Origin of the sequence: Bacillus cereus group sp. BfR-BA-01382 (assembly GCF_022663475.1) — a bacterium.
GTDB lineage: Bacteria > Bacillota > Bacilli > Bacillales > Bacillaceae_G > Bacillus_A > Bacillus_A thuringiensis_S.
Genome location: NZ_JAKUFQ010000094.1, coordinates 1 through 22,012 on the forward strand (window position 1 = coordinate 1; position 22,012 = coordinate 22,012).

A 22,012-nucleotide genomic window follows, 5' to 3' on the forward strand; every position below is an offset into this window, starting at 1 on the left:
TGTCGGTGCAAAAGTTAAAAGCACTACGGTTATTTCAGAGAATGAATACCAAAGAGGTGGAAATTCTTTTCAATCGAATATTAACGATGTAGAGGATGAGTTAATTTAGCTCATCTTTTTTTATTTAAACGATATAAAATATATTTACATAACATAATAAAAAATAATATGGTCAACAAATAACAAAAGATACACATTTTATTGTGTATCTTTTGTTATATTATAGATATCATTTTATAATTATTTGTATTTTTATTGTATTATTTTATATCACGCACAACTTTCAATCATTCCATACTTACCGTCTTTTCTTGTATATAAAAGACAGATTGTGTCGTTTAGTTCTGCATTTACAAATAAGAATTGCTTATGACCTAAAACCTCCATTTGTAGAATCGCTTCTTCTTCATGCATAGGTTTTAATTCGAATTGCTTGCGTTTTACAATGTTATCTGTAAGTTTAACCTCTTTCATTTCTGTTTCATTTGCAATAGGTATTAAGATATGTTTTTTATGTAATCGTCTCATTGATTTTTCTAAATCTTTTGCAGTTGTAATTTGTCTCTTTACTTTATCAACCACACTGTCTAATGCTACATAGAAATCTTCATCTTTACTCTTTGCATAAATCAACTCTCCATTAAACGGAACAGATACTGAAATTGTTAATCCTTTTTCCACTTGTACAGTAACGCTTACAATTGTATCCTCCTTAAGGAACTTATTTAAAAAATCCAGTTTTTTATTCATTGTAAATTTCATTCCCTCAGTTAAAGATACATGCTTTCCAGTCATTGTTAAATTCATATATAACATCTCCTTCCCAAAACCCTCTTAGTTCGAATAATAGTTTTTAGAATAAAATTTCTTTATTCTGTATGTTGTATCTTAGTAAGATTCGACTGTTTTCATAAGTTCTCGGGTGTTTGAGGTGTGTTCGAGTAGGAGATATCCGCTATTACTTTCTAATCCGTTGCATAAACTTCATGTCTCGCTCATGACCATCTTCTTTTTCTACTAATATATGTTCTCGTCTTAGTAGCTCTCTTATTAGTTCTGCTTGACTAATTTCTTCTCCATATACCTTTTCATATCGCTCTTGTAAAAATGTAATGTGCTTTAAATCATCTTTATTCGCACAGAATATCTCTCTATCTCCACTGTTGTATTCTATCTCTATTAAACTCCTTAATAAATCACTTTGATTAATAGTAGCTCCTCCATACTTTCTTTTATGCCTTTCTTGTAATTTTTCAATCCTATCAGCATCAATCTTTCTCGCTCCAAAAGATATAGTTTTGAATATATCCACATATATGCCCTCCTTTATTTCTTTTTATTCATCCTATCCTTTTCGTAAAAAAAAGTGTGTCAGTTTATAGCCATTATTTTATATTATTTTTATCAAACCCTGTCAGTTATTAGCGAGGCAATTGCGAGGAATTGCCAAATATTAGCGTATTTTATACTCTTTTATTTATAAGACCCTATCTGTGAATACAGAATTTCTGAATTGAATAGGATGAGAAAATATTAAAAGGAGATGGTTTTATGCCTAAATGTTTGATGTATCTAATTGTATTCCTTATAGGTTTTATATGTACCTTATTTGTTTGTTTATACTTTCAGTCAGAAACAGTATTTCAAATTTGTCCAACAAACCTATCGACCTATTCTTTACAATCAATTTTATAGCTCTAAATGTTTTATTGACTATAGTTAATAAAAGTGTTATATTTTAACTACATTAAGTAAAATAAAATTTACAAGAACGGATAATTAGGAGGGTTTGATTTGAAAAATGTTTTGAGGTTTCTTTACTTCGGTGATATGCATGAGAGACCTTCTACTCCAAGTAATCGAATAGATAGTTATCAGCAAAGTATTTCAGAGAAAAGAGAAGAAATTAAAGGATTAGGAAACAAATACAAAGTGACCGCTTTTTTGCAACCTGGTGACTTTTTAAATTCACATACCTATCAAAATGATTTTCTATTAGATGTAGTATCAAAGTGGAGTATGGTAGATACCTTTGATTTAGTTAAACAATTTTCTTTGGGAAAGTTAACTAATGACGAATTCCAAAAAAAATTAATAGATGCCAAACCGATTCCGATGATTGGTGCGATTGGAAATCACGAATTAATAGGCGAATCGTTAAATAGTTATAAGAAAACAAGTTTGCGTTTTTTAGAACAAATCGGATTTATGCAATTAGCTTCAAAAGAAAATCCTATTATTTTTGAAATGGCGAACGGAAAGACTGTTGCCATTACAGCTACTCACTACCACCATGGAATGGATAAGAAAGAGAATCTTTCAGATTACATCATTGAGGAAAAAGCAGGTGATTATCACATCCATATTGTCCACGGTTATTTAACAAATAAGGATATGGGGAATCTATTCCGACATACATTAGTAGATGAAATTGCTCATCTTACAAAAGCGGATTTAACAATTACGGGGCATGACCATATCGGATTTCCTATTACAGAAGTAGACGGTAAGTATTTCGTAAATCCAGGAGCAATCCCTCGGATGAAAAGTGATTTGAAAGAAATGAAACGAAAACCCAAAGTCCTTCTCATTGAAATTGATGAAGTAAGTGGACTTAAGGTAAAAACAATTTACTTGAAGAGTGCTAAAAAAGCAGAAGAAGTATTAGACAGAACAAAAATTATGCAGAAAAAAGAAAAACAAGGAAAGATGGAAGAAATTAAATCCATTGTAAATAAAGCGAATATTGGAAAGGCAACAAACATTACTGAAGTCATTGAGGTTATTTCTGAAAACGAAAATGTAAGTAACGTTTTAAAAGATGAAGTAATTGAGCGAATCACCTCGAAAATGAAATCTTTAATGAAAAAGAATGTTGTAGCTGATTCCTATTACATTACAAAAATGGCATTGGAAAACTTCCAATCACACGAAAATACTACGCTCGAATTCTCAAAAGGTCTCAATCTATTTACTGGAGAAAGCGGTCAAGGTAAGAGTGCAGTGATACGAGCTTTTGCATTTATCTTTGAGAACTTCGGTAGGAACCCTCGTAGATTTATCAAAAAGGGTGCTGATTTTGCAAGAGTAACAATTCATTTATCCACTGGTTATGTTATTTCTCGTATTGTAGAAAAATCTAAAAGTGGAAAGAATGGATATGAGATTTATAACCCAAAAGATGGTTCTGTGGAAAGCACAAATACAAAAGGATTGTCACTTGTACAAGAAATTCTCGGATTCAATAAATTAAATATTGATACAGATAATGATGTTCCAATTAATTTTATGAAACAAGGTACTTCTTGGTTTTTTGTTGGAGATGGTTATACTTCTTCTGAGAGAGCTAAAATTGTCGGTTCCATCTACGGTACTCATTATGCTGATGCTGTAATTAGAGACCTTGAAGGTGACTTAAAGAAATACAATAAACAAATTGAAACGGCTGATAAAGAGCGAAAAATAATTCAGGAAGGTATTGATTCTTTTGACCACCTCCCTCAAACACATATGCAGATTACTGAATTAGAAAAATTGAGTGAAGAAGTAAATGTATTGATGGCCAAGAAAGAAAAGATTGCTACTCTACTAAAAGAACAAGAATTAATTGATAACAAAATTAGTGAACTTAATAATGTGATTAAAGATTTGGGACAGGTTGAGAATCTTTATTCTGAAATATATCAAGTCAAAGAGATGGTACAGAAACGAAATGAAATTCAAAAACTATATCGTTCTCTTACTACTATTATTGCCGATGGCAAAGAATCTAAACATGTAGAAGAGCAATTATTAAGTTTACCAAATGCTCAACTATTGTTAGATGAAATTAAAGAATTAGCAAAATCTAAATTAGGTCAAGAAGAAATGTTGACCCAATCAACAAAACTCACTGAAACAAAGAATCGTTTAGTGAAAGAAATTGATGTTAGTAGTGAAGTTATAGAAAAGACAAATAGTTTAGTAGAAGCTGAGAGCACGTTATCGGAATTAAAAGAATTAATGGCGAAAAAAGAAACCGTTCAATCTCTAACAAATAGACTGTCTTCTATTAATGAAGAAGAGAAACAACAGAAACAGAAAATTGAACACGTCATTTCTAAAAATGAAAAGTTGGTTAATGATTACAAAGTTTTATTAACCGAAATTGAAAAGTGCCCTGTTTGTCACGGCAAAATAGATATGGCTGTTATTAATCGCATCACTGATGAATATAGCATGGAGAAATTAGTTTCCTAAAAAAAACTGTAAGTATATAAAAAATACATAATAAAACAAGAAGGAGTGTTTATTTATGGCAAGTGCTACAAATATTGCATCACAAGTTGAAGAGTTTGAAAAACAAATTAAGCAAGGGGAAACCATTCGTATTCAAGCATCTACTGTAGTGAAAACATTACGAGACCAGTACAAAAAAGTTGCTGATGATTTAGAGACTCTTGGTGTTAAACCGTCTGAAGCAAAAACAAAAATCGAAGAAATAGATGCACAAATTCAAGAAAAGCTTCAACAAATGAAGACATTATTACCTACAGATATCATTAAGAAATATGCAAATCATGATTTTACAAGTAATCATACTTCAAGCGACCAACCATTTTAATTATTAGGAGGATTCTGCCTCCTTTTATTTGTGAGAAATGAGGGGATTTTATGAAAGAAATACTAATAGATAATATTCGATATAATGCTGTAGAAGTCGCTGATTTTGAACAGGAAAACACAGTCGAACATGTTGAAATGTTATACTCTCAGGTTACACATTGGATGAGCTTTGTAACCAAAAAAGAGGAAGGTCTTGAAAAAGGTGAAATTTATCCTTTTTATTTAGAACCTATCCGTAAAGAAGACCATGTGGTAGAAACAGTCGATGGAAAGTATGGTGTTTATCATTTAATGTTCGAGGGGCAATTGTTGATAGAGAAAATAGAAGGAGATGATATGTAATGAAATTTTCTATTTTACGAGATGAGGTATTGTTAATTAATCAAAGAGGTGAAATGAAAACAGTTAAAGAAATTAAGGACATTTTGCAAGGGGATGACCAGTATGATAAAGATGAACTATTTGAAGTGAAATGGTATCATCCAGAAAAAGAAAACTTCCATTTTTATGCTGAATCTTTAATTAACTCCACTTTATCGAATATAAATTCAGATATTCCAAAAAACTCAGAGTGGTATATGTCAGGATGGTATCAAGAGGCATACGAATGTTTTAATCAAGAAGATATTGAAGAGATTCAACGAGTATTAGACCGATGTTTTGCACGGAATACAAATGTTTTCTCTTTTTATGTTGGCAGAGGTGAAATTATTGATTTAAGGAGATAATCAAAATTTTATAAAGGGGCTATTTGCATGAAAAGAAAAAATAGGGATATAAAATGGAGAAGGAGAAGACCTATCCACCCTACATATATTACAACACAAGAAGACTACGAGACTCTGATAACTCATATGAGCAAAGAATCTCCTCAACGCACATCAGTTCGAGAAAAATTCACTCAATTTATGGAAGCAAAGAAAAAGAATTTAAATCCCTCGATGGGTATTATGGAAATGCGTGAACTCATGAAAGAACGAGGATGGATTTCTGAAGATAAGATGATTGATGCTAATTATACAATTATATTTAGACGAGAAGACTGGCATGGAATCCAAGTTCCAAATATCCGTTTTTCAGCTTGTACAAGCGATAGAAAAGAAATTCATTCCATTGTATATGAATTAGCAAGAACATGCTTGAATATTTGGGAGAAATTTGCTGATTCTGTTCCCTATCAAAAAGAGGATGGCACTATTGAAGAAAGTCTCTCATTAACTAAATGGTATACGTTAAAGAAAAAACAAAGTGGATTTTGAGATATCCACTTTGTTTTATTATTTTATATAAAATAATAATTTATAATTTTATAAAACAAGTTATTTTATATTATCAACATATCATTTTACAAAATATTTAATATAGATTTTTTATAGTTATGTTATAAAATTAATAACTATCTTTACAACATAAAAACATCATGATTTTTTCTAAAACAAAACAGACAAACATTTTATTATTTCGACATACTCTTACTTATCTATTATTGGTGTTTACAGTCTATTAGGAACAAATATTAGTGAAATTTATTAGTTATTGTCTAATTAAGTGAAATATTTTTTACTTATTATCAATAATAATATTGACTATAGTTTATTAAAGGTGCTATATTTAATTTATCAAGTGATATATTTGAGGTGAAACAATGGGCTTTATGCACACATTTAGAAGCATTTTTAACATACATGATTTAAACAAAATTAAATTAACAGAACCTCAATCTAAGCTTGTGCGTGTCATGAATAAAAAGAAAAATATAATTCTATTAAGTCCTTGTGGCTCAGGAAAAACTGAAGCATCCTACTTATTGACGAAACGATGGGATAGAAAAACAACCTATGTATTGCCCATGAAGACATTAGCTACTTCAATTCAACAGCGACTAAATACATATGAGTCTTCATTAGAATCAGGGAAGGAATGGAGTATTCAGCATTCTTCCATAAGTAACGACCCATTTCTTGATAGTTATTATTCTGTAACAACCATAGACCAAGTACTATCTGGTTATTTAGGGATTGGAAGACAAGCTTTTATCCGAGGGAAAAATGTACTGCAAAGTAATTTTATATTTGATGAAATTCAATTACTTGAAACCAATAAAACTCTTAAAACATTGTTTGGCATGTTGGATTCTATCCATGAAAATGGAAATCAATTTATGATAATGACTGCAACAATGCCGACATACTTAATGGAATTTATGAGCCATAGATACAACGCTGAAATAATTGAAGTTAAAAACCCTGTTATAGAAAACAGACAGGTTACGGTTTCTTATGAAGAATCTCTTAATTATACTTCTATTGAATCTCTTAAGGAGAAACAAATTATTATTTGCAACACGCAAAAAGAGCAAATTGAACTGTATACACAGATACAAGACAAGAGTAGAGTTATTTTGTTAAATAACAAGTTGCAACAAAAAGATAGAGAACAAGTTGAAGCAGATGTATTTAAGTATTTTGGAAAAGGTTCTCTTTCTAATGACAAAATCTTAATATCGACACAAATCATTGAAGCAGGGATGGACATTTCAGCACCTAACGTATATTCCTCCCTTTGTTCGATTGATAGTCTTATCCAACGTGAAGGGCGTGTAGCCCGTTGGGGTGGTAATGGGTGTCTAACTGTTTTTAGCGGTCATTATCAAGGGATATACGATGAAGAGGTTGTGCTCGCTACAAAAGAAAAGCTTCTTGCTAATCCAGGTATTTGTTTTTCGTGGCAACTGCAAAAACAGTGGGTGAATGAAATTATGAATTCATATTATGAGCAATTCATTACTGAGAGGTCTTTAAAAAAGCATAAAAGAGCTATGAAAAATGGCAGTCGTAATGATTTAATACGTGCAATTCAAAATGTGAATTTGATTGTCGATAATGAAGTAAATCAAGATAGCTTTCTAAAAGAATCTATATCTATCTCTCTTTCATCCTTACAAAAACTTGCAAAATCAAATGTCTTATATAGATTATCGAATGGAACATCTGGCAGTATAGAAGAGGTTCACCCTCATTCTGTCCGTATTGGAGATTCATTAGTCATACAAGGATTCAATAGTTTCTATGATGCTTGTGGATTTCGCTTAGAAGATGGATTGAATTGTCTATCTTTTTCAGAGAATCAGGAGAAAGTAGAAAAGCAAAAATATGAAGATTATATAGAAGAATCATGGATTGAACATTCGAAAGAAATAAAAGAGGTTATGAAGATAACCTTGATTAGGGATGGTGTCATTCAGAAAGAAAATGAAATAGAACGATATTCACTCATTGCAGGTATACATGATTTAGGAAAGTTAACAACTACTTGGCAAAAGTACATTGGTTATGAAGACATTCCATTGGCTCACATGCCATTTCAACCGAGAAAAGTAGGTCTGATTCGTGGAGTGAAACATAATATAATCTCTGCATTGTCTGTAAAACCTGTTGTTAATAAATTAGAATTTAATCTTATCTTGCAACATCATGGACGATTTATGCCAAGTGGCAGTATTCATAGGGTTAACTCTTATCAACTTATAAAGGAGACTCCTTGTTTACTACGTGAGCTCGGATGGAGTGAAAAAGTAATTACGAAAGCAGACTCAGGTGAGATTGTAGATGCAAACCTTTTAACACCTGGAGATGATGACTGGCCTTTATTTGTATATCTCTTAGGGACATTAATGCAATCAGATATACAAAGTATAAAGAATGTAAAACATAGAAAAACACATTTATTCTAATTGAAAATAAACTATCTGTTATTCAAAGGGCATAAATATTCAAGGCTATAATTCATAAATTTAAAATAAAACTTATTGTTATAAAGGAGATAATAAACATGAAAAACATTGAGATTATTAATACATATCTTTCAGGTAAAACTCGTAAAATCCCTAATTGGCTAAAATATTTAGTAGAGACGGAAGAAATTCATCAAAACTATGAAAATGTAGAATCTCTTAGTGAGCTTTCTACAAATAGTCTATTAAGTTATGTGATACGCACTTTAGAATCATTAGAAAAACTTTCTGTTGATGAAGAAACATATCGAATTCTTGAAACAGTATTGGTTTATAGTGAGGTAGCAAAAGGTGGTTCATTGAGACAACGCAGAAAATGGTTAGAAAATGGCTTTAACCTCATGATTCATAATGAAGGCTCTAAAAGTATTTATTGGGAAGAAAATTTGACAGCCTTACATGTAGAAAATATAGATGAAAGAAGAGAACGTTTTTTAATTGGTGATTTAATTTTAACCCATGGATTAATCGGTCAATATATTCGAGGCGAAGCACGTCTTGATTCACATGTAAGCATGATTCATCGTTTCTATGAAAGATACACGGAAGAAAAACTTAAAAATATTCTGTATTACTTAAATCTGTGTATTATCGAGGGTGTTTCACCATCTTTGTGGAATGAAGTGAAAGAAGACGTAAAATCTGTGATTGACGGGTTATTTAATGGGAATGTAGAGCCATTCTCTTCTCGAATGCATCGTTTAACACATAAACATAGAGAAACGGTAGCAGAAAAAGAACGAATCATGGGAGATGAAGAACTTCTCGTTCAGAATTTCTTAACAGATAAAGATTTATGGTACGTTGAACCTGCTATGCATGATTTAAGCTTCGAAGATATTTGGACGATTTTCTTGATGATAAAAGATACTGTATCTGATAGTAAGATTCATCACATTCACTTTGAAACACTAATGCAACAACTACATTATGATTTTAAAGGAAAGAAACACAATAACATATATCGAAAACGTGTTATCGAAAAATACCTACATGAATATCGCAAAAATAAAAATCCTGACAACACTCACGTCTCTTTTCATGTTGAGATGGATGAATCTATGCAGACTGCAAATGTTTCCTTTAAATTTTCTGCGGTTGGTGAAGCATTAATTACTTTCTGTGTAGAAGCAGAAAAAGTTGATATGATGCATAATCGTGCAAATATACTTTTATTTGATTTCTTCGGATTACGTAAGGATGCATATGATAGATTCCATAATGAAGACCTTTATTTGGAACATATGAACAGCTCTGCTGATGACAAAAGAATCATTCTGGATTATATAAAAGGCGATACCATTGTCGATGTAGGACCAGGCGGTGGAGTCATGTTAGATATGATAGAAGAAGAAACAGAGGGAAAAGAGATTTATGGAATTGATATTTCACAGAATGTTATTGATTCATTGAAGCAGAAAAAACAAAATGAGTCTCGTTCATGGGATGTTATAAAAGGCGATGCTCTTAACTTCGCTGATACTTTCAAAAAAGAATCGGTAGATACAATCGTATATTCTTCTATTTTTCATGAGCTATTTTCTTATATTGAATATAATGGGAAGAAGTTCAATAAGGAAGTGATTAAAAAGGGATTACAGAGTGCATATGAAGCATTAAAACCAGGTGGTCGAATTATCATTCGTGATGGGATTATGACCGAAGATAAAGATTTAATGCGTGTGATTCGTTTTAAAGATGAAAATGGTCTGAAGTTTTTAGAAGAATATGCTCGTGAATTTAAAGGTCGTGAGATTCAATATGAAGTGCTTTCAGACAATGCAGTGAAGATGCCTATTAATGATGCTATGGAATTTTTATATACATATACATGGGGGGAAGATTCATTTGCTCATGAAGTGCAAGAACAATTTGGTATCTTCACACCAAATGAATATAAAGAATTCGTAACTAATATTTTCGGAGACAAAGTAAAGATTGTTAAAGCTGTGAATTACCTACAAGAAGGATACACAATTCATTTAAAAGAAAAAATTGATTTCGAAGATGAGTCTGGTAATGCTGTAGCACTTCCTGATAGTACATTGTTTATGGTTTTAGAAAAAGCAGAATGATACTTCCTTTAAATTTTCATTTCGAAGTGAGGTATTCAATATAGGAGATGAATGAAATGTCTTTAACATATGAGAAATTAATGTCATTAATGGACGCTAATAAAAGTATAAAGGAATTTTGTATTATTGAAGGAAAAGCCCTGTTTCTTGGTTTTTTGAAACAGTTAGATGAACCTATCATTAGAAATGGTAGACTTATTACTGAAGCGATTTTTACTGAAAAATGTGATGATTTTGGGGTTATTCATAGAAATGAGTGTTTGAATGTACTGAAAGGATTTGAAAAAAGTACAAAAAGTACACTTATACCTAATGATGATACTAAGTATAGTACGTTTGACAATTATAAGTTTCGCTTATCTGTTTGCGATAAGCCCATGACACCGAATGGATTTAATATTCATTATCGGGAATTTGATACAACACAGAGTGACCTATTATTTAAATTCTCTTGAGAACCAAAGTTAGTTAAACTGTTTGTCTTACATTGTTTTGTTATAAAAATAGAAAATGTTGTTTAACTTTTTGTTTTTGAAAGAAGGAGCCATTACACTGATTTCTTCTTAATTAGACCAAAAGACAAGGTAACAAAGAAAACATTATATCAATATGTTTTAGAAAGTCAGTAGAATGTATCTACTGGCTTTTCATTTCATGCTAAAATAACCATTAAGAGTAATATGTTGAGAAAAATGAGGTGTTAAGAATGGTACTGAAAAATAAACTTGGTTTGACGAACTCAGCCGAGCTTGCTCGTGAGGAAGAACGCTTGTCAAAAATCAAAGCCAAAGAGCTATTTGATACGGGCAAAATTGATAAAATCGAGGTCGGTACATTCAAAGGTTTAGCTGAGATACATAAACAGCTTTTCTCTGAAATTTATAGCTTTGCGGGCAAGGTGAGAGATGTGAATATTGCAAAAGGTAATTTTCAGTTTGCACCTCGTATTTTCTTAGAGCAGTCGCTGAAATACATTAATGAATTGCCACACAAGACTTTTGACGAAATTCTTGACAAGTACGCTGATATGAATGTGGCACACCCTTTCCGAGATGGAAATGGTCGTTCAATGCGAATATGGCTCGATTGCATGCTCAAGCAGGAACTGGGCAAAATCGCGGACTGGAATATCATAGAAAAAGACGAGTATTTGAATGCCATGATTAGAAGTAGTGTAAGCACTGGAGAGCTTAAATACCTTGTACAGAACGCTCTGACGGACGACTTGAGCATGGAAAGTCTGTTTAAAGGAATTGACGCAAGTTATTACTATGAGGGTTATACAGAGTTTAAAACAGAGGATTTATAGGACAATCAAAAGCATCATATTCGATAATGAAAAACCTGTTATTTAGTTTTGATATACTAAGTAAAGCCTAACTAAACCTGCCTTAAAAATCTGATATAGAAAACTTACCCCTAAAACCTAATGCCAAAAACTATATAGAGAAAAGGTAGTGAATACATATGAAAATAGAGGAAATAGAGAAAGTAATTTTTGACTGGCACGAACGAAGTATAGGTGCTAAAAATGATGAAAGTTCGACTGAATTTGACGAAAAATGGACAAAAGTATTTGAAGAGTTACAGAATAACAATGATGAGTTAAAAGATTTAATAGTTGAGCCTGAAACATTGCTATTTAGAGTTCATACTGGTGGAAATGACGAGCCACAACGAACTGATTATGATGACCAACCAAATTACCCTAAAGTCTTTGAAGAAGCACATAAAAACTGGCGAGCTGACAATAATATTGAAGCAATTGACTTTAATAATCATTGGTCATCATTTACAAAAAGCACTGATGTAATCGGTTCAGCCTATTTTGCAGAAAAGAGATTACGGGGTTTTGTTATAGTTGTTCTATCTGATAAAGCAGTTGATATTTCTTCAAGGGTAGCTAAAAAAGGGGTCTTTGATGAGCAGGAAGTTGTTGCACCAATGGACGAAAACACCGTAATAGACAAATTACCTTTCAAAGACTTCATGAAGAAATACGGTGAAAAAGAAACTGAGAAAATATAATACCTGTTTTTTTGTAATATGATATATAACTAAAAACAAATTAACGAAAAATAGATTAAGAAATAAAAGGGAACCTTATAAGGTTCCCTTTTCTCTTTTGTTTTCATTGACTATAGTTAATAAAAATATTATAATTTCCCTATAGTCAAAATATATAGGACAAGTTTCGTCTTGACATACACATTAACTACTGAAGGAGGTATTTATATATGAGGATTAAAGTTTCTGGCAAGATTCTTTCTAAAACAAATCATGAGAAAGTATTTTATACTCATGAAATGTATTCAATGTTATTAGGAACGATGAATCCTGATAGAGCGAAAAAAATTCACAATCAGCAATCTAAAAAGTTTCGATTGTTTACATTTTCAAATATCTACATAAATGAGGATACTTTTCATTTTTATTTATCAGGAATGAACCATTTGATTCAAGAGGTTATTGATAGTATCGAGGTATCCAATATGAAACGAGTTGGAGATATGATGCTTTCTATTACAAACATTATTACAATCCCTGAATTGCCTAAAAAAGAGAAATATATTTTAAAAGGAAAAGTCATTACAAGCTATACCATTGATGGTACAAAAGTACGCATTGAAGATGAGAAAGAAATTGAGGAACGTTTAAAAGAAATTTCTCAAAGAAAATTAAAAGTATTGGGGATTGATGGTGACATTCATTTTGAAATCATTCAAAAAACACCTGTTTCTACTCATTACAAAGACGACATCTATATCCCATCATGGAAATCTGTTTTGTTAGTCAAAGGTGACTATGAAGCAATTCAGGCTCTCTATGAAGTTGGATTTGGTGAAAATACAGCAACCGCTCATGGATTACTTTGGGAGGCTGTTTAAATGAAACAATTAAAGATTCTAAAGGTAGAGAATCCTATCCAAGAACTTTGTATTGCCTACGGCTTATTAGCCATTCTTCGGCAAAATGATGTTTCTTGTAAATTAAGTAACAAGAAAGCATGTTATTTAATCGAGATTTACGATGAGGTGAATTATATTGAATTCTTCTTGGATGATTTGCCTTTTGAAAAAGTGAATAACTTGAATTCTACTATTAATAAATCTGAAATCGAAAAATTATTAGCAAAAATACAAGAATTTTTTGAATGTGAACAGAACCTGGACAACATCTTCAAATACTATGAAACATTGGATGAATCAATTATTTCATCGTACAAACGTGATGAAGGGGCTTTATATGTAGGGACTTGTTTTTATAGCAAAGGACTTCGCTCTTATAAAGCGCCTAAATCGGAAAGGGTTTATCCCTTTGAAAAATTCCTTTCTTTTTTAGGATTTCATTATGCATCCAGTTATGTACGTCTCAGTGATGAGGTTGAAATTAGTTGGTTGTTAGAACCAAAAGAAATTGAAGATGTTTTAAAAATCGAATTATTTTCTTACGTTGACAAAGAAACGGGAGAGATAAAATCGCTTAGAAAAATCCGAGATGATTCAAAGGTGGTTACCTTGTCACGTATTTATCTGGAAATCATTCAATATTTGAAAGGTGAGCAAATTTCAAATAACTATGATGGATTATGGGTGATGCAGGTTGTACCCACAAATAACAAACCATTAATGGATAAGGTGAAGGTATTTACCATTCTTAATTTAAACGAAAAATCATTAGAAGAACTATTGAAAAAAGTTACCTATTCTACTGTGAATCGGGATTGTAAATATGCAACTGCTTCATATGTTTTAAATCCAGATGAAGATAGCCTGCTTAAAATGATACAGCAATACGTAAAACGAAATGAAACGATTAGTGAGAACACTGCAAAGGAGTTATTAAAATTGAATGCATTCCAAGACGTTTATAACGCTGAAGTAATTACGAAATTAGGACGAGGCTTAAATCGTTTAGTTCGGGACAAAAAGGGATATTCATTGCAGGTGTCTCTTATGTCATGTGTACATGAGGAAGACCTTATCGAGGTATTACAAGAAATGTCTCTCTTATATAACAGGAATTACAAAACGTACTTGTTAAATGACGAAAATATGAATGAATTAATGAACCTTTTAAATGATGGTGTGAAATTAAAAACACTTTCAAACCTCATTCTATTATCTTCAAACACTTACAAAGAGAAAGTGCAGAAGAATGAAAAGATTTCTTTAGATAATAATCAGGCTTATATTCTAACAGATGAAAATGGGAACCCTGAATATAAAAATGTGGAAGAAAATAAAAATCTAACAAAAAATGTTGCATAAGCTTACATACGGAGGAAACGAATCATGAAACGAGATTTAACGAAAATTACAACTGAAGATTATATGTGGAAATTACATTTTGCTTTACGAGTAGAACTTGTGGCAGAGGCTTTAAATAACGAAGATACAATTGGTAACGTGACAAAAGGACGAGTTGTTACTTTAACAGATGGAGATATCCGAAATGCACTATCTGGACCTATGCTAAGTCATGTATTCGCATCAAATCTACGTGCTTTATCAAATGTAGATGAAATTTGTAGTACATGTAAAATCATGTCTCCCATGCGAAATGGGGCAGTTCGTGAAATTGATACTACTTTGTCTGCGAGTGGAAATCGAGTGAAAAACTGTGTAATTGATGACATCATGGGATTTATGAATGCAGGTAAAGGTGCAAATGAGAAACGTGAAAAAACAGTTAGCTTCTCTTGGGGCATTCAGTCAAAAGGGCCTGCTCCATATACAGTCTTACATAGTCGTGTTGACCCTACAGAAAAGAATGCAAAACCAAAACAAAAAGAAGATACAACATCCGATGCAAATACAAATAAAGACCAAAATACACAAATGTTATTCCATGGCACATTGCGTTCTTCTGAATATGCTTTAGGAACACAAATGAATTTATCTCGTATTGGTTTTGATGATGAACGTCAAACATACATCTCTGAAGATAAAGAGCTAATTAAGAGTCGTATCAAGAAAGCTCTAATTGCTTTCCGTAACACAATTTTAGATATTCATGGTGCAAAATGTTCCAGTAACATGCCTCACTTAATTAAAGTAACAGGTATTGTAACGGAGAAAACAAATGCAGTAGATTTAATGACAAAATACTCTGCTTTAAATGATGATTTTATCAGCATTCATAAAGACTTATCTGAGGTTTCTCATGAGTTCAAAGATATTACAGAATTCAACAAAGTCATGGAGACAGTATTAGCTGATGAATACCTTGACTTTATGATTGAACGAAACATGAATTTTATTAACTCTCAATTTGCAGAAACAAGCAAATAAGATAATAGGAGAGAAGCTGAATTTAGATTTGAACAGCGAGATTTAGAAAAAGAACAATTGTACTATAAAGCGAATTGGTGAAAGAAGGGATTCAATCCCTTCTTGCCTTATGTTTAGCGCAGATAAAAAAGGATGATAGAACATGCTAAAAATTACTTATAAAGTAAACTCATTATTTTCATTGAAGAAATATAAAGATAGCCATTTGCTTGCTCGTAGTTATGAGCATCCGATGTTATCAACGATTCGTGGAGCAATCTTAGCTTCCGTTATTGAGCGAAGTGGCAAGCAAAAAGCTGAAGATTTATTCTACAAAATTAAAAATGCTCAAATTTTCATTCAGCATCCAGATGAATTTCATAAAACACAACAAAAGATTACCATGCTTACAAACAACTCTATGAGAAGTAAAGATACAGATAAGGTACAAACTTTTAACGATGTGAATGCTTTAACAACTGTTGGTATTCGTGAATTTGTAAATGTAAAACTTCTTGTATTTTATATAGATGAGTCTATCCCTAATTTATTTGCTTATTTATACAACATTGACCGAATTGGGAACAGCGAAAGTCATGTGTCTTTAGTTAGTATTGAGAAGGTACGTGAGATGGAACACGTATTGGTAGAATGGGATAGTTCTAAAGGATACGATGTTGAGTTATTTGAATTATATGATTGGGTTACAAATCTTGATGCAAAAGGGAAAAAAGATAAGGGAACAAAGTTTGAAAATGTATATATCTTTAGTGATAAATTAAAGAACGTAAATAGGAAAAGGATTTGTTACGTTGAGGAAGTCGTTCCTTGTAATGATGTTGTAATTACAAGAACTCCTATGCAGATGGTAGCCTAATCATCCATAAATAATATAAAACAAATAAAAGGGAAGTGAGAGAATGATTGAATTGCAAGGGAAATTTACATCCGCAAAAGTTTTTACAGAAAATGTAGAACAGGAGACAATTGCTCAAGTTATTGAATTGTGTAATCAAGATTTTGTACGGGATAGTAAGATTCGTATTATGCCAGATACTCATTATGGGAAAGGATGTACGATTGGAACAACAATGACCATTCAGGATGCAGTTGCCCCTTCTTTAGTCGGAACAGATATTGGTTGTGGCATGTATACTGTAAAATTAAAAGAAAAAGAAATGAACTTTGAATTATTAGATGATGTTATTCGTAAATATGTACCTTATGGAGCTTCTATTAGAGGGAACAATCATGAGTTTGCCAAACTAATTAACCTAAAAGAATTGCGTTGTGCTGATAGTGTGAAGATTCAACGTGCTCAACTAAATATTGGTTCCTTAGGCTCCGGAAATCATTTTATTGAGTGCAATCAAGATGATGAGGGTAATATGTACATTGTTATTCATTCAGGAAGCAGATACTTAGGTGGACAAGTAGCAAAATTCTATCAAGAAAAAGCTTATGATGCATTAACGTATATGAATCAAGCAAAAGAAGAAGCAGGTAGAGTGTTATTTGCTGAAGGAAATCTTGTTACAAAGAAAACTATACACTCTAAAATTAAGAAAGAATTAGCTTACTTAGAGGGTTCAGCATTGAATGACTATTTACATGACATGCGAATTGCTCAACAATTTGCTGAAATAAATAGAAAAGCAATGATGAATGTAATTATTCGGCATATGGATTTAACCGTAGTAGAAGAGTTTACAACCATCCATAACTATATTGATTTAGAAAACATGATTTTGAGAAAAGGGGCTATCTCTGCTCAAAAAGATGAAAAGGTCATTATTCCAATTAATATGAGAGATGGTAGTTTAATATGTTATGGCAAAGGGAATCCTGACTGGAACTTTTCTGGTCCACATGGGGCAGGAAGATTAATGAGTCGGTCAATGGCAAAAGAACAACTATCTTTAGATGAATATGAAGACACAATGAAGCATGTTTGGAGCTCATCAGTAGGTCAAAGTACCCTCGATGAAAGTCCAATGGCTTACAAACCTATGGATGAAATCATGACAAATATTCAAGACTCTGTTCATATTGAAAAAATCATTAAGCCAGTATATAACTTCAAAGCAAATTAAAAAATACTTTTATAGGAAAAAGAAGAGGTTACCTCCTCTTCTTTTAAGTAAAATATATTTAATTAAATAAATAAACTTAATAAACTATAGTCTAAAAAGGGGTTAAAAATGAAAAAAGTATTATTCCGAGGGAAAAGTACAACTGATAATCGTTGGTTATACGGCTCTCTCATTTCAAATTATACGGAAAAACAGTTTTTTATTGATGAGCACCATCAATCAGCACCAGTAATCCCTGAAACAGTAAACCAGTGGATTGGACTTAACGAAATTTCTGCTGAAGAAAAGAAAATTTTTGAAGGGGATTTTCTAATTTTAGAAAGAAAATTAATTGATGAAAATGATGGGTTTTGGAACTCAAATGCAGGGCAAATAATGAAAGAGCATAATATTGATGAAGTAATTATTCATATTTTCGTTTCAGATGTTATGGAAGTAAAGTATGAGGGATATTTAAAACGAAATAATCAATTTTTGACTGAATGTGAATACTACAAAGTTGATGAAGAAGATAAAGCTATCTTTAGCTTTCGTGATAATGGAGTGCGATTTTTAAAATATATAATCGGAAAAGGTGCAAGAGTAATAGGGAATGAATCTGACAATCCTGAAATATTACCCGTACAACAATAGGAAGTGGGGAACAGCATGAAACATTTACTAATTATTGATTTAGAATCTACTTGCTTCAAACAAGGAACAGAACCTCTCAATTTTTTCTCAGAAATTATTGAAATCGGTGCAGTAGTGTTAAATACAGAAACCTTTGAAATTGTGGAAGAGTATCAGACCTTTGTGAAGCCTGTTTTATTTCCTACCTTGAGCGAATATTGTTTGCATTTAACTACGATTAGGCAGGATGAAGTGAACAATGGAAAATCCATTAAAGGTGCTATGAATGAAATAGCTTCATTATACAACAAATATGATTGCGTATTTGCTTCTTGGGGATTTTATGACAAGAAACAATTTAAACAGGTTTGTGAGAGATTCGGCGTAGATTATCCATTTGGGCATTTGCATATCAGTCTAAAGCATCAACATGGTACTTGGATAAAACAACGACCTATGGGGATGGAAAGAGCCTTAAAAAGGCATCATCTACCATTAGAGGGCATTCATCATAGAGGAATTGATGATGCTCGTAATATCTCTAAAATTGCAAGTCATATGATTCGCTCTGGTTGGAAACATGAGTTGGTGAATTAAACATACGCTCTACACACATAGCAGGAGTTCCATATAGGGGATTCTGCTATTTACATGATACAAAACTACTAAACAAAAATAAATTGGTTACAGAAGGGCAGGAGGGGTATTAAATGCGATTTAATGCAAATGAATTTATTTATGCAACTGATGAACAGAGTGTTTATCTAATCACAGAAATTTTAACCGAAAATTTTGGTGATGTTTATTATGGGAAAAATATCTTGAATGAAAGTACCAGAGCTTTTGATGTAACGGCATCCCATTATCGAAAAGCGAATATGGAAGACATTTCACAAGTACTGAAAAAGAAATTAAATCCTCAAATGCATGTGGACACTGCTAATAGTGTGGAATTGTTGAAGATTCTAAATGATAGTTTTTTAGGTCCGTTTATTACTGAAGGGTTTGTACGTTTTTCCTTTACAAATGAAGATATCCTTTATGTTGGGGATATGGAATCTAATCAAAAAGCAAAAATACAGCCATCAAAAGAATTATTTATAGAGTTGATTTCAAAATTAGCAGAGGTTGTTAATAAAGAATTTGATTCATCAAAGCCTTTATTAACGATTAAAGAATATCCAGTTTACATAGTAGGTCGATTTGACATGTTTCATAATAAGGAATTTTATGCAACTATCGAATTGCAAAAGTAATCAAATAAAATAGCCACTCCTTTAAAAGGATGGCTATTTTTCATTCTCTAAAACTTTCTGTTACATTACAGGTCTATCCATTACCTTCATTTGAGGACATTTTTCTTGTAACATTTGAAGAAATTTTTCCTCTTCTCGTGGCACACCAATAGAATATGTTTCATACATGCCATACATGACCTCTATTTTCTGCAAGGACCATTTTTGTGAATTGGAAGGTTTTCCTGAATAACGTAAATGACGAATGTCTTCAAAAGGAATTTCTTTATTAAACCACATGTATTTTAAAATGAGACTTTTATCAGTAATCTCATAAGAAGATGTAAAGACAGATAAGAATGTAACGAGACTAAATAGCATTAAACTTACTGAACCAATATTATTGTGGTTACTGAACAGAATACTAAATATTAAAGGCATAAACATCAAAGCTATTGCTACAGGAATTGGACTGTGTTTTATTTTAAACTTCATCTATATCACCTCCTATACATCTTGATTTTATTATATAACATTTTACAGTTTTATATATCTTTGAAAGGTTTTACATAAAGGAAATCGAAGTATTCAGAAAATACACCCATTAGTTCATTCATAAGTAATATTTAATTAGTATTAATAAAGATTAATAGGTATATTGAGACTCAAATTCAACACATTAAATACATTGTAAAAAATAAAATATCTTCAATCCCTTGATACAAAAGGGTTTGTCGTTGTTTTTTCTTGCTTGATACCTTCCATAATAAACATCATTTCTTGTAATTATTCACACTACTTTTTTCTTGTTCACTCTATAATTTTCAATTCTATCTGTTTTTCATCTTCAATAATTTTATATTCTTCTTTAATGATTTGATTTTTTTCCTTGGATGTAAAATAAATCCTATTTTTTTGTAGCGTTCAAAAAATTTTTAGTGTAATTAGTATGAATACGGAAATGAAACACTTTGAAGACTAAATATTCCGACTTCAAAAAGCGAGAAAAAGGTGTATTTCTTAAAAAAGGGCATGGGAAAGAAGGGGTATTTAAGCTGTAATTTTTGCCTGATAATACCCATTTGCAATATTGCGTATGAAACCATATGTATTCTCTTTCATTCTATCGAGGAATCCTTTTGAATCGTTTAATGTTTTAATAGATTCATTAATGTTCTTTTCAATAGATACGATTGTTTTATTTAGAGAGTCTAAACCAAACTCATAAACAAGAGATTTGATTTGTTTTTCTGTAATATCTAAAGATCCACCCCATGATTCGATGTTACGAGCAAATTTGTTGAACTCAAATACACCGAGAATTGCTTCAGTTCTCTTTTGTTGTTTGCTATGTTTTGTTCCGACAAGGTTAAAGGATAAGACGAAACCATCTTTGATTTTATTTTCGATTGATTTATTCGCTTTCTTTTCTTCAAAGAAGGTACGAATACATTGATTGCCTTCGAATAATTCTAATTGGAAGATATGCGAAAGTTTGTCGGCCATCTTGCGAATAGCAGACTTATATCCAATATACGGAGGTAATACATTCTTAATTTCACTGTAGGAAACGACAGCTTCCGAATTCTCTTTTACATTTACTTCTTTTTCAAAGGAATAAAGAGCCCTCATAGCCAGTCTAAGCACGTTCACATCTTTAATTTTGAACAACTCATAAATAACGTCATCGGAAATTGATGTATATCCACCTTTTGAAACATAATCAGTTAATTCTTCACCTAATAAATCAACTTTCACATTTGCTATGTATTCCTTTACATCTGCAAATACATCATCTTTTTTTATGTTTGCAATATCTTTCGGTTGTAGGTCTAAGAACTGTAATAAATAATCCACCAGTTCTACCTTGATATATTCACCAAAAATTCTATCCCAACGAATAATGCCTTTATCTTCTAAAAGTTTATTGTTATTGCGGATAGTACGAACAGAGCAGTGAATTGTATTCGCTAACTCTTCTTCAGAAAGGAAAGAAATGAATCCTTCACTATTTGATTTAGCAACATATGCGATTACTTGTTTAATTAAAGAACTTGTCCATTTGAATTCACCAGGGATAGGTAAAAACTTACTGTCAATCCCGAAAGCATGTTTTTCGTAATAGTACTTATCATCTACTTTTGTATTTCGGCTTAAACCACTGAATAGTACTAAGAGCTTATTTGCAATCAAAGTATGTCTTTTAATTGTTAGTGTAGGTTTGCTCATTTCAAATTCCTCCTTTCTCCGACATTAATCTACGGTTTAGTATAGTAAATTTTGGCTAACATTGTAAAACTGCATATTAGTACGGAAGTTAGGAGCA

Annotated in this window: 22 protein-coding genes; 18 read left to right on the forward strand and 4 right to left on the reverse strand. The window is 31.7% G+C overall.

The features are described from left to right. Positions 1–270: 270 nt before the first annotated feature. A complete protein-coding gene (gene hpf, locus MR160_RS26315) occupies positions 271–807 on the reverse strand; it encodes a ribosome hibernation-promoting factor, HPF/YfiA family (protein WP_242290161.1) in 537 nt (178 codons plus the stop codon). 151 nt (positions 808–958) lie between these two features. Then, positions 959–1,312, reverse strand: coding sequence for a hypothetical protein (locus tag MR160_RS26320; protein WP_098297252.1), 354 nt, complete (start codon positions 1,310–1,312; stop codon positions 959–961). 482 nt (positions 1,313–1,794) lie between these two features. Here MR160_RS26320 and MR160_RS26325 point away from each other — a divergent pair, with 482 nt between their 5' ends. From MR160_RS26325 to MR160_RS26410, 18 genes are all read left to right on the forward strand, one after another. Beyond that, on the forward strand, positions 1,795–4,239 hold the full coding sequence (locus tag MR160_RS26325) for an AAA family ATPase (protein ID WP_242298458.1): 2,445 nt from the start codon (positions 1,795–1,797) through the stop codon (positions 4,237–4,239). A 55-nt stretch (positions 4,240–4,294) separates the two neighbouring features. Beyond that, a complete protein-coding gene (locus tag MR160_RS26330; protein ID WP_000135419.1) occupies positions 4,295–4,603 on the forward strand; it encodes a hypothetical protein in 309 nt (102 codons plus the stop codon). A 50-nt stretch (positions 4,604–4,653) separates the two neighbouring features. Beyond that, positions 4,654–4,947: a hypothetical protein gene (locus MR160_RS26335; RefSeq protein ID WP_098434135.1), complete on the forward strand. Its 294-nt coding sequence runs from the start codon at positions 4,654–4,656 to the stop codon at positions 4,945–4,947. Further along, complete coding sequence (locus MR160_RS26340; protein WP_061662764.1) at positions 4,947–5,333, forward strand: hypothetical protein; 387 nt, start codon at positions 4,947–4,949, stop codon at positions 5,331–5,333. The genes MR160_RS26335 and MR160_RS26340 overlap by 1 nt, the downstream gene beginning before the upstream one ends. Positions 5,334–5,360: 27 nt before the next feature. Further along, entirely contained in the window at positions 5,361–5,864 is a 504-nt protein-coding gene (locus tag MR160_RS26345) for a hypothetical protein (protein ID WP_242298459.1), read from the forward strand. 386 nt (positions 5,865–6,250) lie between these two features. After that, positions 6,251–8,338 carry a CRISPR-associated helicase Cas3' gene (gene cas3, locus MR160_RS26350; RefSeq protein WP_242298460.1) on the forward strand — a complete coding sequence of 696 codons (2,088 nt, stop codon included), beginning with the start codon at positions 6,251–6,253 and terminating at the stop codon, positions 8,336–8,338. Between the two features lie 98 nt (positions 8,339–8,436). Further along, positions 8,437–10,473, forward strand: coding sequence for a class I SAM-dependent methyltransferase (locus MR160_RS26355; protein WP_242298461.1), 2,037 nt, complete (start codon positions 8,437–8,439; stop codon positions 10,471–10,473). Between the two features lie 56 nt (positions 10,474–10,529). Further along, complete coding sequence (locus MR160_RS26360; protein ID WP_242298462.1) at positions 10,530–10,928, forward strand: hypothetical protein; 399 nt, start codon at positions 10,530–10,532, stop codon at positions 10,926–10,928. Positions 10,929–11,179: 251 nt separating this feature from the next. Next, the gene (gene fic / locus MR160_RS26365; protein WP_242298465.1) at positions 11,180–11,782 is read left to right on the forward strand and encodes a protein adenylyltransferase Fic; all 603 of its coding nucleotides are present in this window, start codon (positions 11,180–11,182) and stop codon (positions 11,780–11,782) included. Positions 11,783–11,940: 158 nt separating this feature from the next. After that, positions 11,941–12,501: a hypothetical protein gene (locus MR160_RS26370; protein WP_242298467.1), complete on the forward strand. Its 561-nt coding sequence runs from the start codon at positions 11,941–11,943 to the stop codon at positions 12,499–12,501. 209 nt (positions 12,502–12,710) lie between these two features. Then, entirely contained in the window at positions 12,711–13,361 is a 651-nt protein-coding gene (locus MR160_RS26375) for a CRISPR-associated endoribonuclease Cas6 (RefSeq protein ID WP_080451506.1), read from the forward strand. Further along, complete coding sequence (locus MR160_RS26380) at positions 13,362–14,744, forward strand: hypothetical protein (protein ID WP_242298468.1); 1,383 nt, start codon at positions 13,362–13,364, stop codon at positions 14,742–14,744. A 24-nt stretch (positions 14,745–14,768) separates the two neighbouring features. Further along, complete coding sequence (locus MR160_RS26385; protein WP_242298470.1) at positions 14,769–15,767, forward strand: DevR family CRISPR-associated autoregulator; 999 nt, start codon at positions 14,769–14,771, stop codon at positions 15,765–15,767. A gap of 142 nt (positions 15,768–15,909) precedes the next feature. Further along, on the forward strand, positions 15,910–16,623 hold the full coding sequence (locus MR160_RS26390) for a hypothetical protein (RefSeq protein WP_242298472.1): 714 nt from the start codon (positions 15,910–15,912) through the stop codon (positions 16,621–16,623). Between the two features lie 43 nt (positions 16,624–16,666). Then, on the forward strand, positions 16,667–17,839 hold the full coding sequence (locus MR160_RS26395) for an RtcB family protein (protein ID WP_098615728.1): 1,173 nt from the start codon (positions 16,667–16,669) through the stop codon (positions 17,837–17,839). 108 nt (positions 17,840–17,947) lie between these two features. Continuing rightward, positions 17,948–18,472, forward strand: coding sequence for a hypothetical protein (locus MR160_RS26400; RefSeq protein WP_242298474.1), 525 nt, complete (start codon positions 17,948–17,950; stop codon positions 18,470–18,472). 15 nt (positions 18,473–18,487) lie between these two features. Beyond that, positions 18,488–19,048 (forward strand): 3'-5' exonuclease, encoded by a 561-nt coding sequence (locus MR160_RS26405; protein ID WP_242298476.1) that lies wholly within the window; start codon positions 18,488–18,490, stop codon positions 19,046–19,048. A 113-nt stretch (positions 19,049–19,161) separates the two neighbouring features. Beyond that, positions 19,162–19,707, forward strand: a complete 546-nt coding sequence (locus tag MR160_RS26410; RefSeq protein WP_242298478.1) for a hypothetical protein — start codon at positions 19,162–19,164, stop codon at positions 19,705–19,707. A 60-nt stretch (positions 19,708–19,767) separates the two neighbouring features. Here MR160_RS26410 and MR160_RS26415 read toward each other — a convergent pair whose 3' ends face one another. Then, positions 19,768–20,181, reverse strand: coding sequence for a PH domain-containing protein (locus MR160_RS26415; RefSeq protein WP_000669342.1), 414 nt, complete (start codon positions 20,179–20,181; stop codon positions 19,768–19,770). A 555-nt stretch (positions 20,182–20,736) separates the two neighbouring features. Beyond that, positions 20,737–21,915 (reverse strand): hypothetical protein, encoded by a 1,179-nt coding sequence (locus MR160_RS26420; protein WP_061662750.1) that lies wholly within the window; start codon positions 21,913–21,915, stop codon positions 20,737–20,739. Positions 21,916–22,012 lie beyond the last annotated feature (97 nt).

Excerpts from the sequence above, each read along its gene's own strand:
- hpf (WP_242290161.1), bottom strand. The coding sequence starts at position 807 with ATGAATTTAACAATGACTGGAAAGCATGTATCTTTAACTGAGGGAATG.
- MR160_RS26385 (WP_242298470.1), top strand. The coding sequence starts at position 14,769 with ATGAAACGAGATTTAACGAAAATTACAACTGAAGATTATATGTGGAAA.
- MR160_RS26345 (WP_242298459.1), top strand. The coding sequence starts at position 5,361 with ATGAAAAGAAAAAATAGGGATATAAAATGGAGAAGGAGAAGACCTATC.
- MR160_RS26390 (WP_242298472.1), top strand. The coding sequence starts at position 15,910 with ATGCTAAAAATTACTTATAAAGTAAACTCATTATTTTCATTGAAGAAA.
- MR160_RS26340 (WP_061662764.1), top strand. The coding sequence starts at position 4,947 with ATGAAATTTTCTATTTTACGAGATGAGGTATTGTTAATTAATCAAAGA.
- MR160_RS26380 (WP_242298468.1), top strand. The coding sequence starts at position 13,362 with ATGAAACAATTAAAGATTCTAAAGGTAGAGAATCCTATCCAAGAACTT.
- MR160_RS26355 (WP_242298461.1), top strand. The coding sequence starts at position 8,437 with ATGAAAAACATTGAGATTATTAATACATATCTTTCAGGTAAAACTCGT.
- MR160_RS26335 (WP_098434135.1), top strand. The coding sequence starts at position 4,654 with ATGAAAGAAATACTAATAGATAATATTCGATATAATGCTGTAGAAGTC.
- MR160_RS26420 (WP_061662750.1), bottom strand. The coding sequence starts at position 21,915 with ATGAGCAAACCTACACTAACAATTAAAAGACATACTTTGATTGCAAAT.
- MR160_RS26360 (WP_242298462.1), top strand. The coding sequence starts at position 10,530 with ATGTCTTTAACATATGAGAAATTAATGTCATTAATGGACGCTAATAAA.
- MR160_RS26400 (WP_242298474.1), top strand. The coding sequence starts at position 17,948 with ATGAAAAAAGTATTATTCCGAGGGAAAAGTACAACTGATAATCGTTGG.
- MR160_RS26415 (WP_000669342.1), bottom strand. The coding sequence starts at position 20,181 with ATGAAGTTTAAAATAAAACACAGTCCAATTCCTGTAGCAATAGCTTTG.
- MR160_RS26370 (WP_242298467.1), top strand. The coding sequence starts at position 11,941 with ATGAAAATAGAGGAAATAGAGAAAGTAATTTTTGACTGGCACGAACGA.
- MR160_RS26410 (WP_242298478.1), top strand. The coding sequence starts at position 19,162 with ATGCGATTTAATGCAAATGAATTTATTTATGCAACTGATGAACAGAGT.
- MR160_RS26405 (WP_242298476.1), top strand. The coding sequence starts at position 18,488 with ATGAAACATTTACTAATTATTGATTTAGAATCTACTTGCTTCAAACAA.
- MR160_RS26395 (WP_098615728.1), top strand. The coding sequence starts at position 16,667 with ATGATTGAATTGCAAGGGAAATTTACATCCGCAAAAGTTTTTACAGAA.
- MR160_RS26375 (WP_080451506.1), top strand. The coding sequence starts at position 12,711 with ATGAGGATTAAAGTTTCTGGCAAGATTCTTTCTAAAACAAATCATGAG.
- cas3 (WP_242298460.1), top strand. The coding sequence starts at position 6,251 with ATGGGCTTTATGCACACATTTAGAAGCATTTTTAACATACATGATTTA.
- MR160_RS26330 (WP_000135419.1), top strand. The coding sequence starts at position 4,295 with ATGGCAAGTGCTACAAATATTGCATCACAAGTTGAAGAGTTTGAAAAA.
- fic (WP_242298465.1), top strand. The coding sequence starts at position 11,180 with ATGGTACTGAAAAATAAACTTGGTTTGACGAACTCAGCCGAGCTTGCT.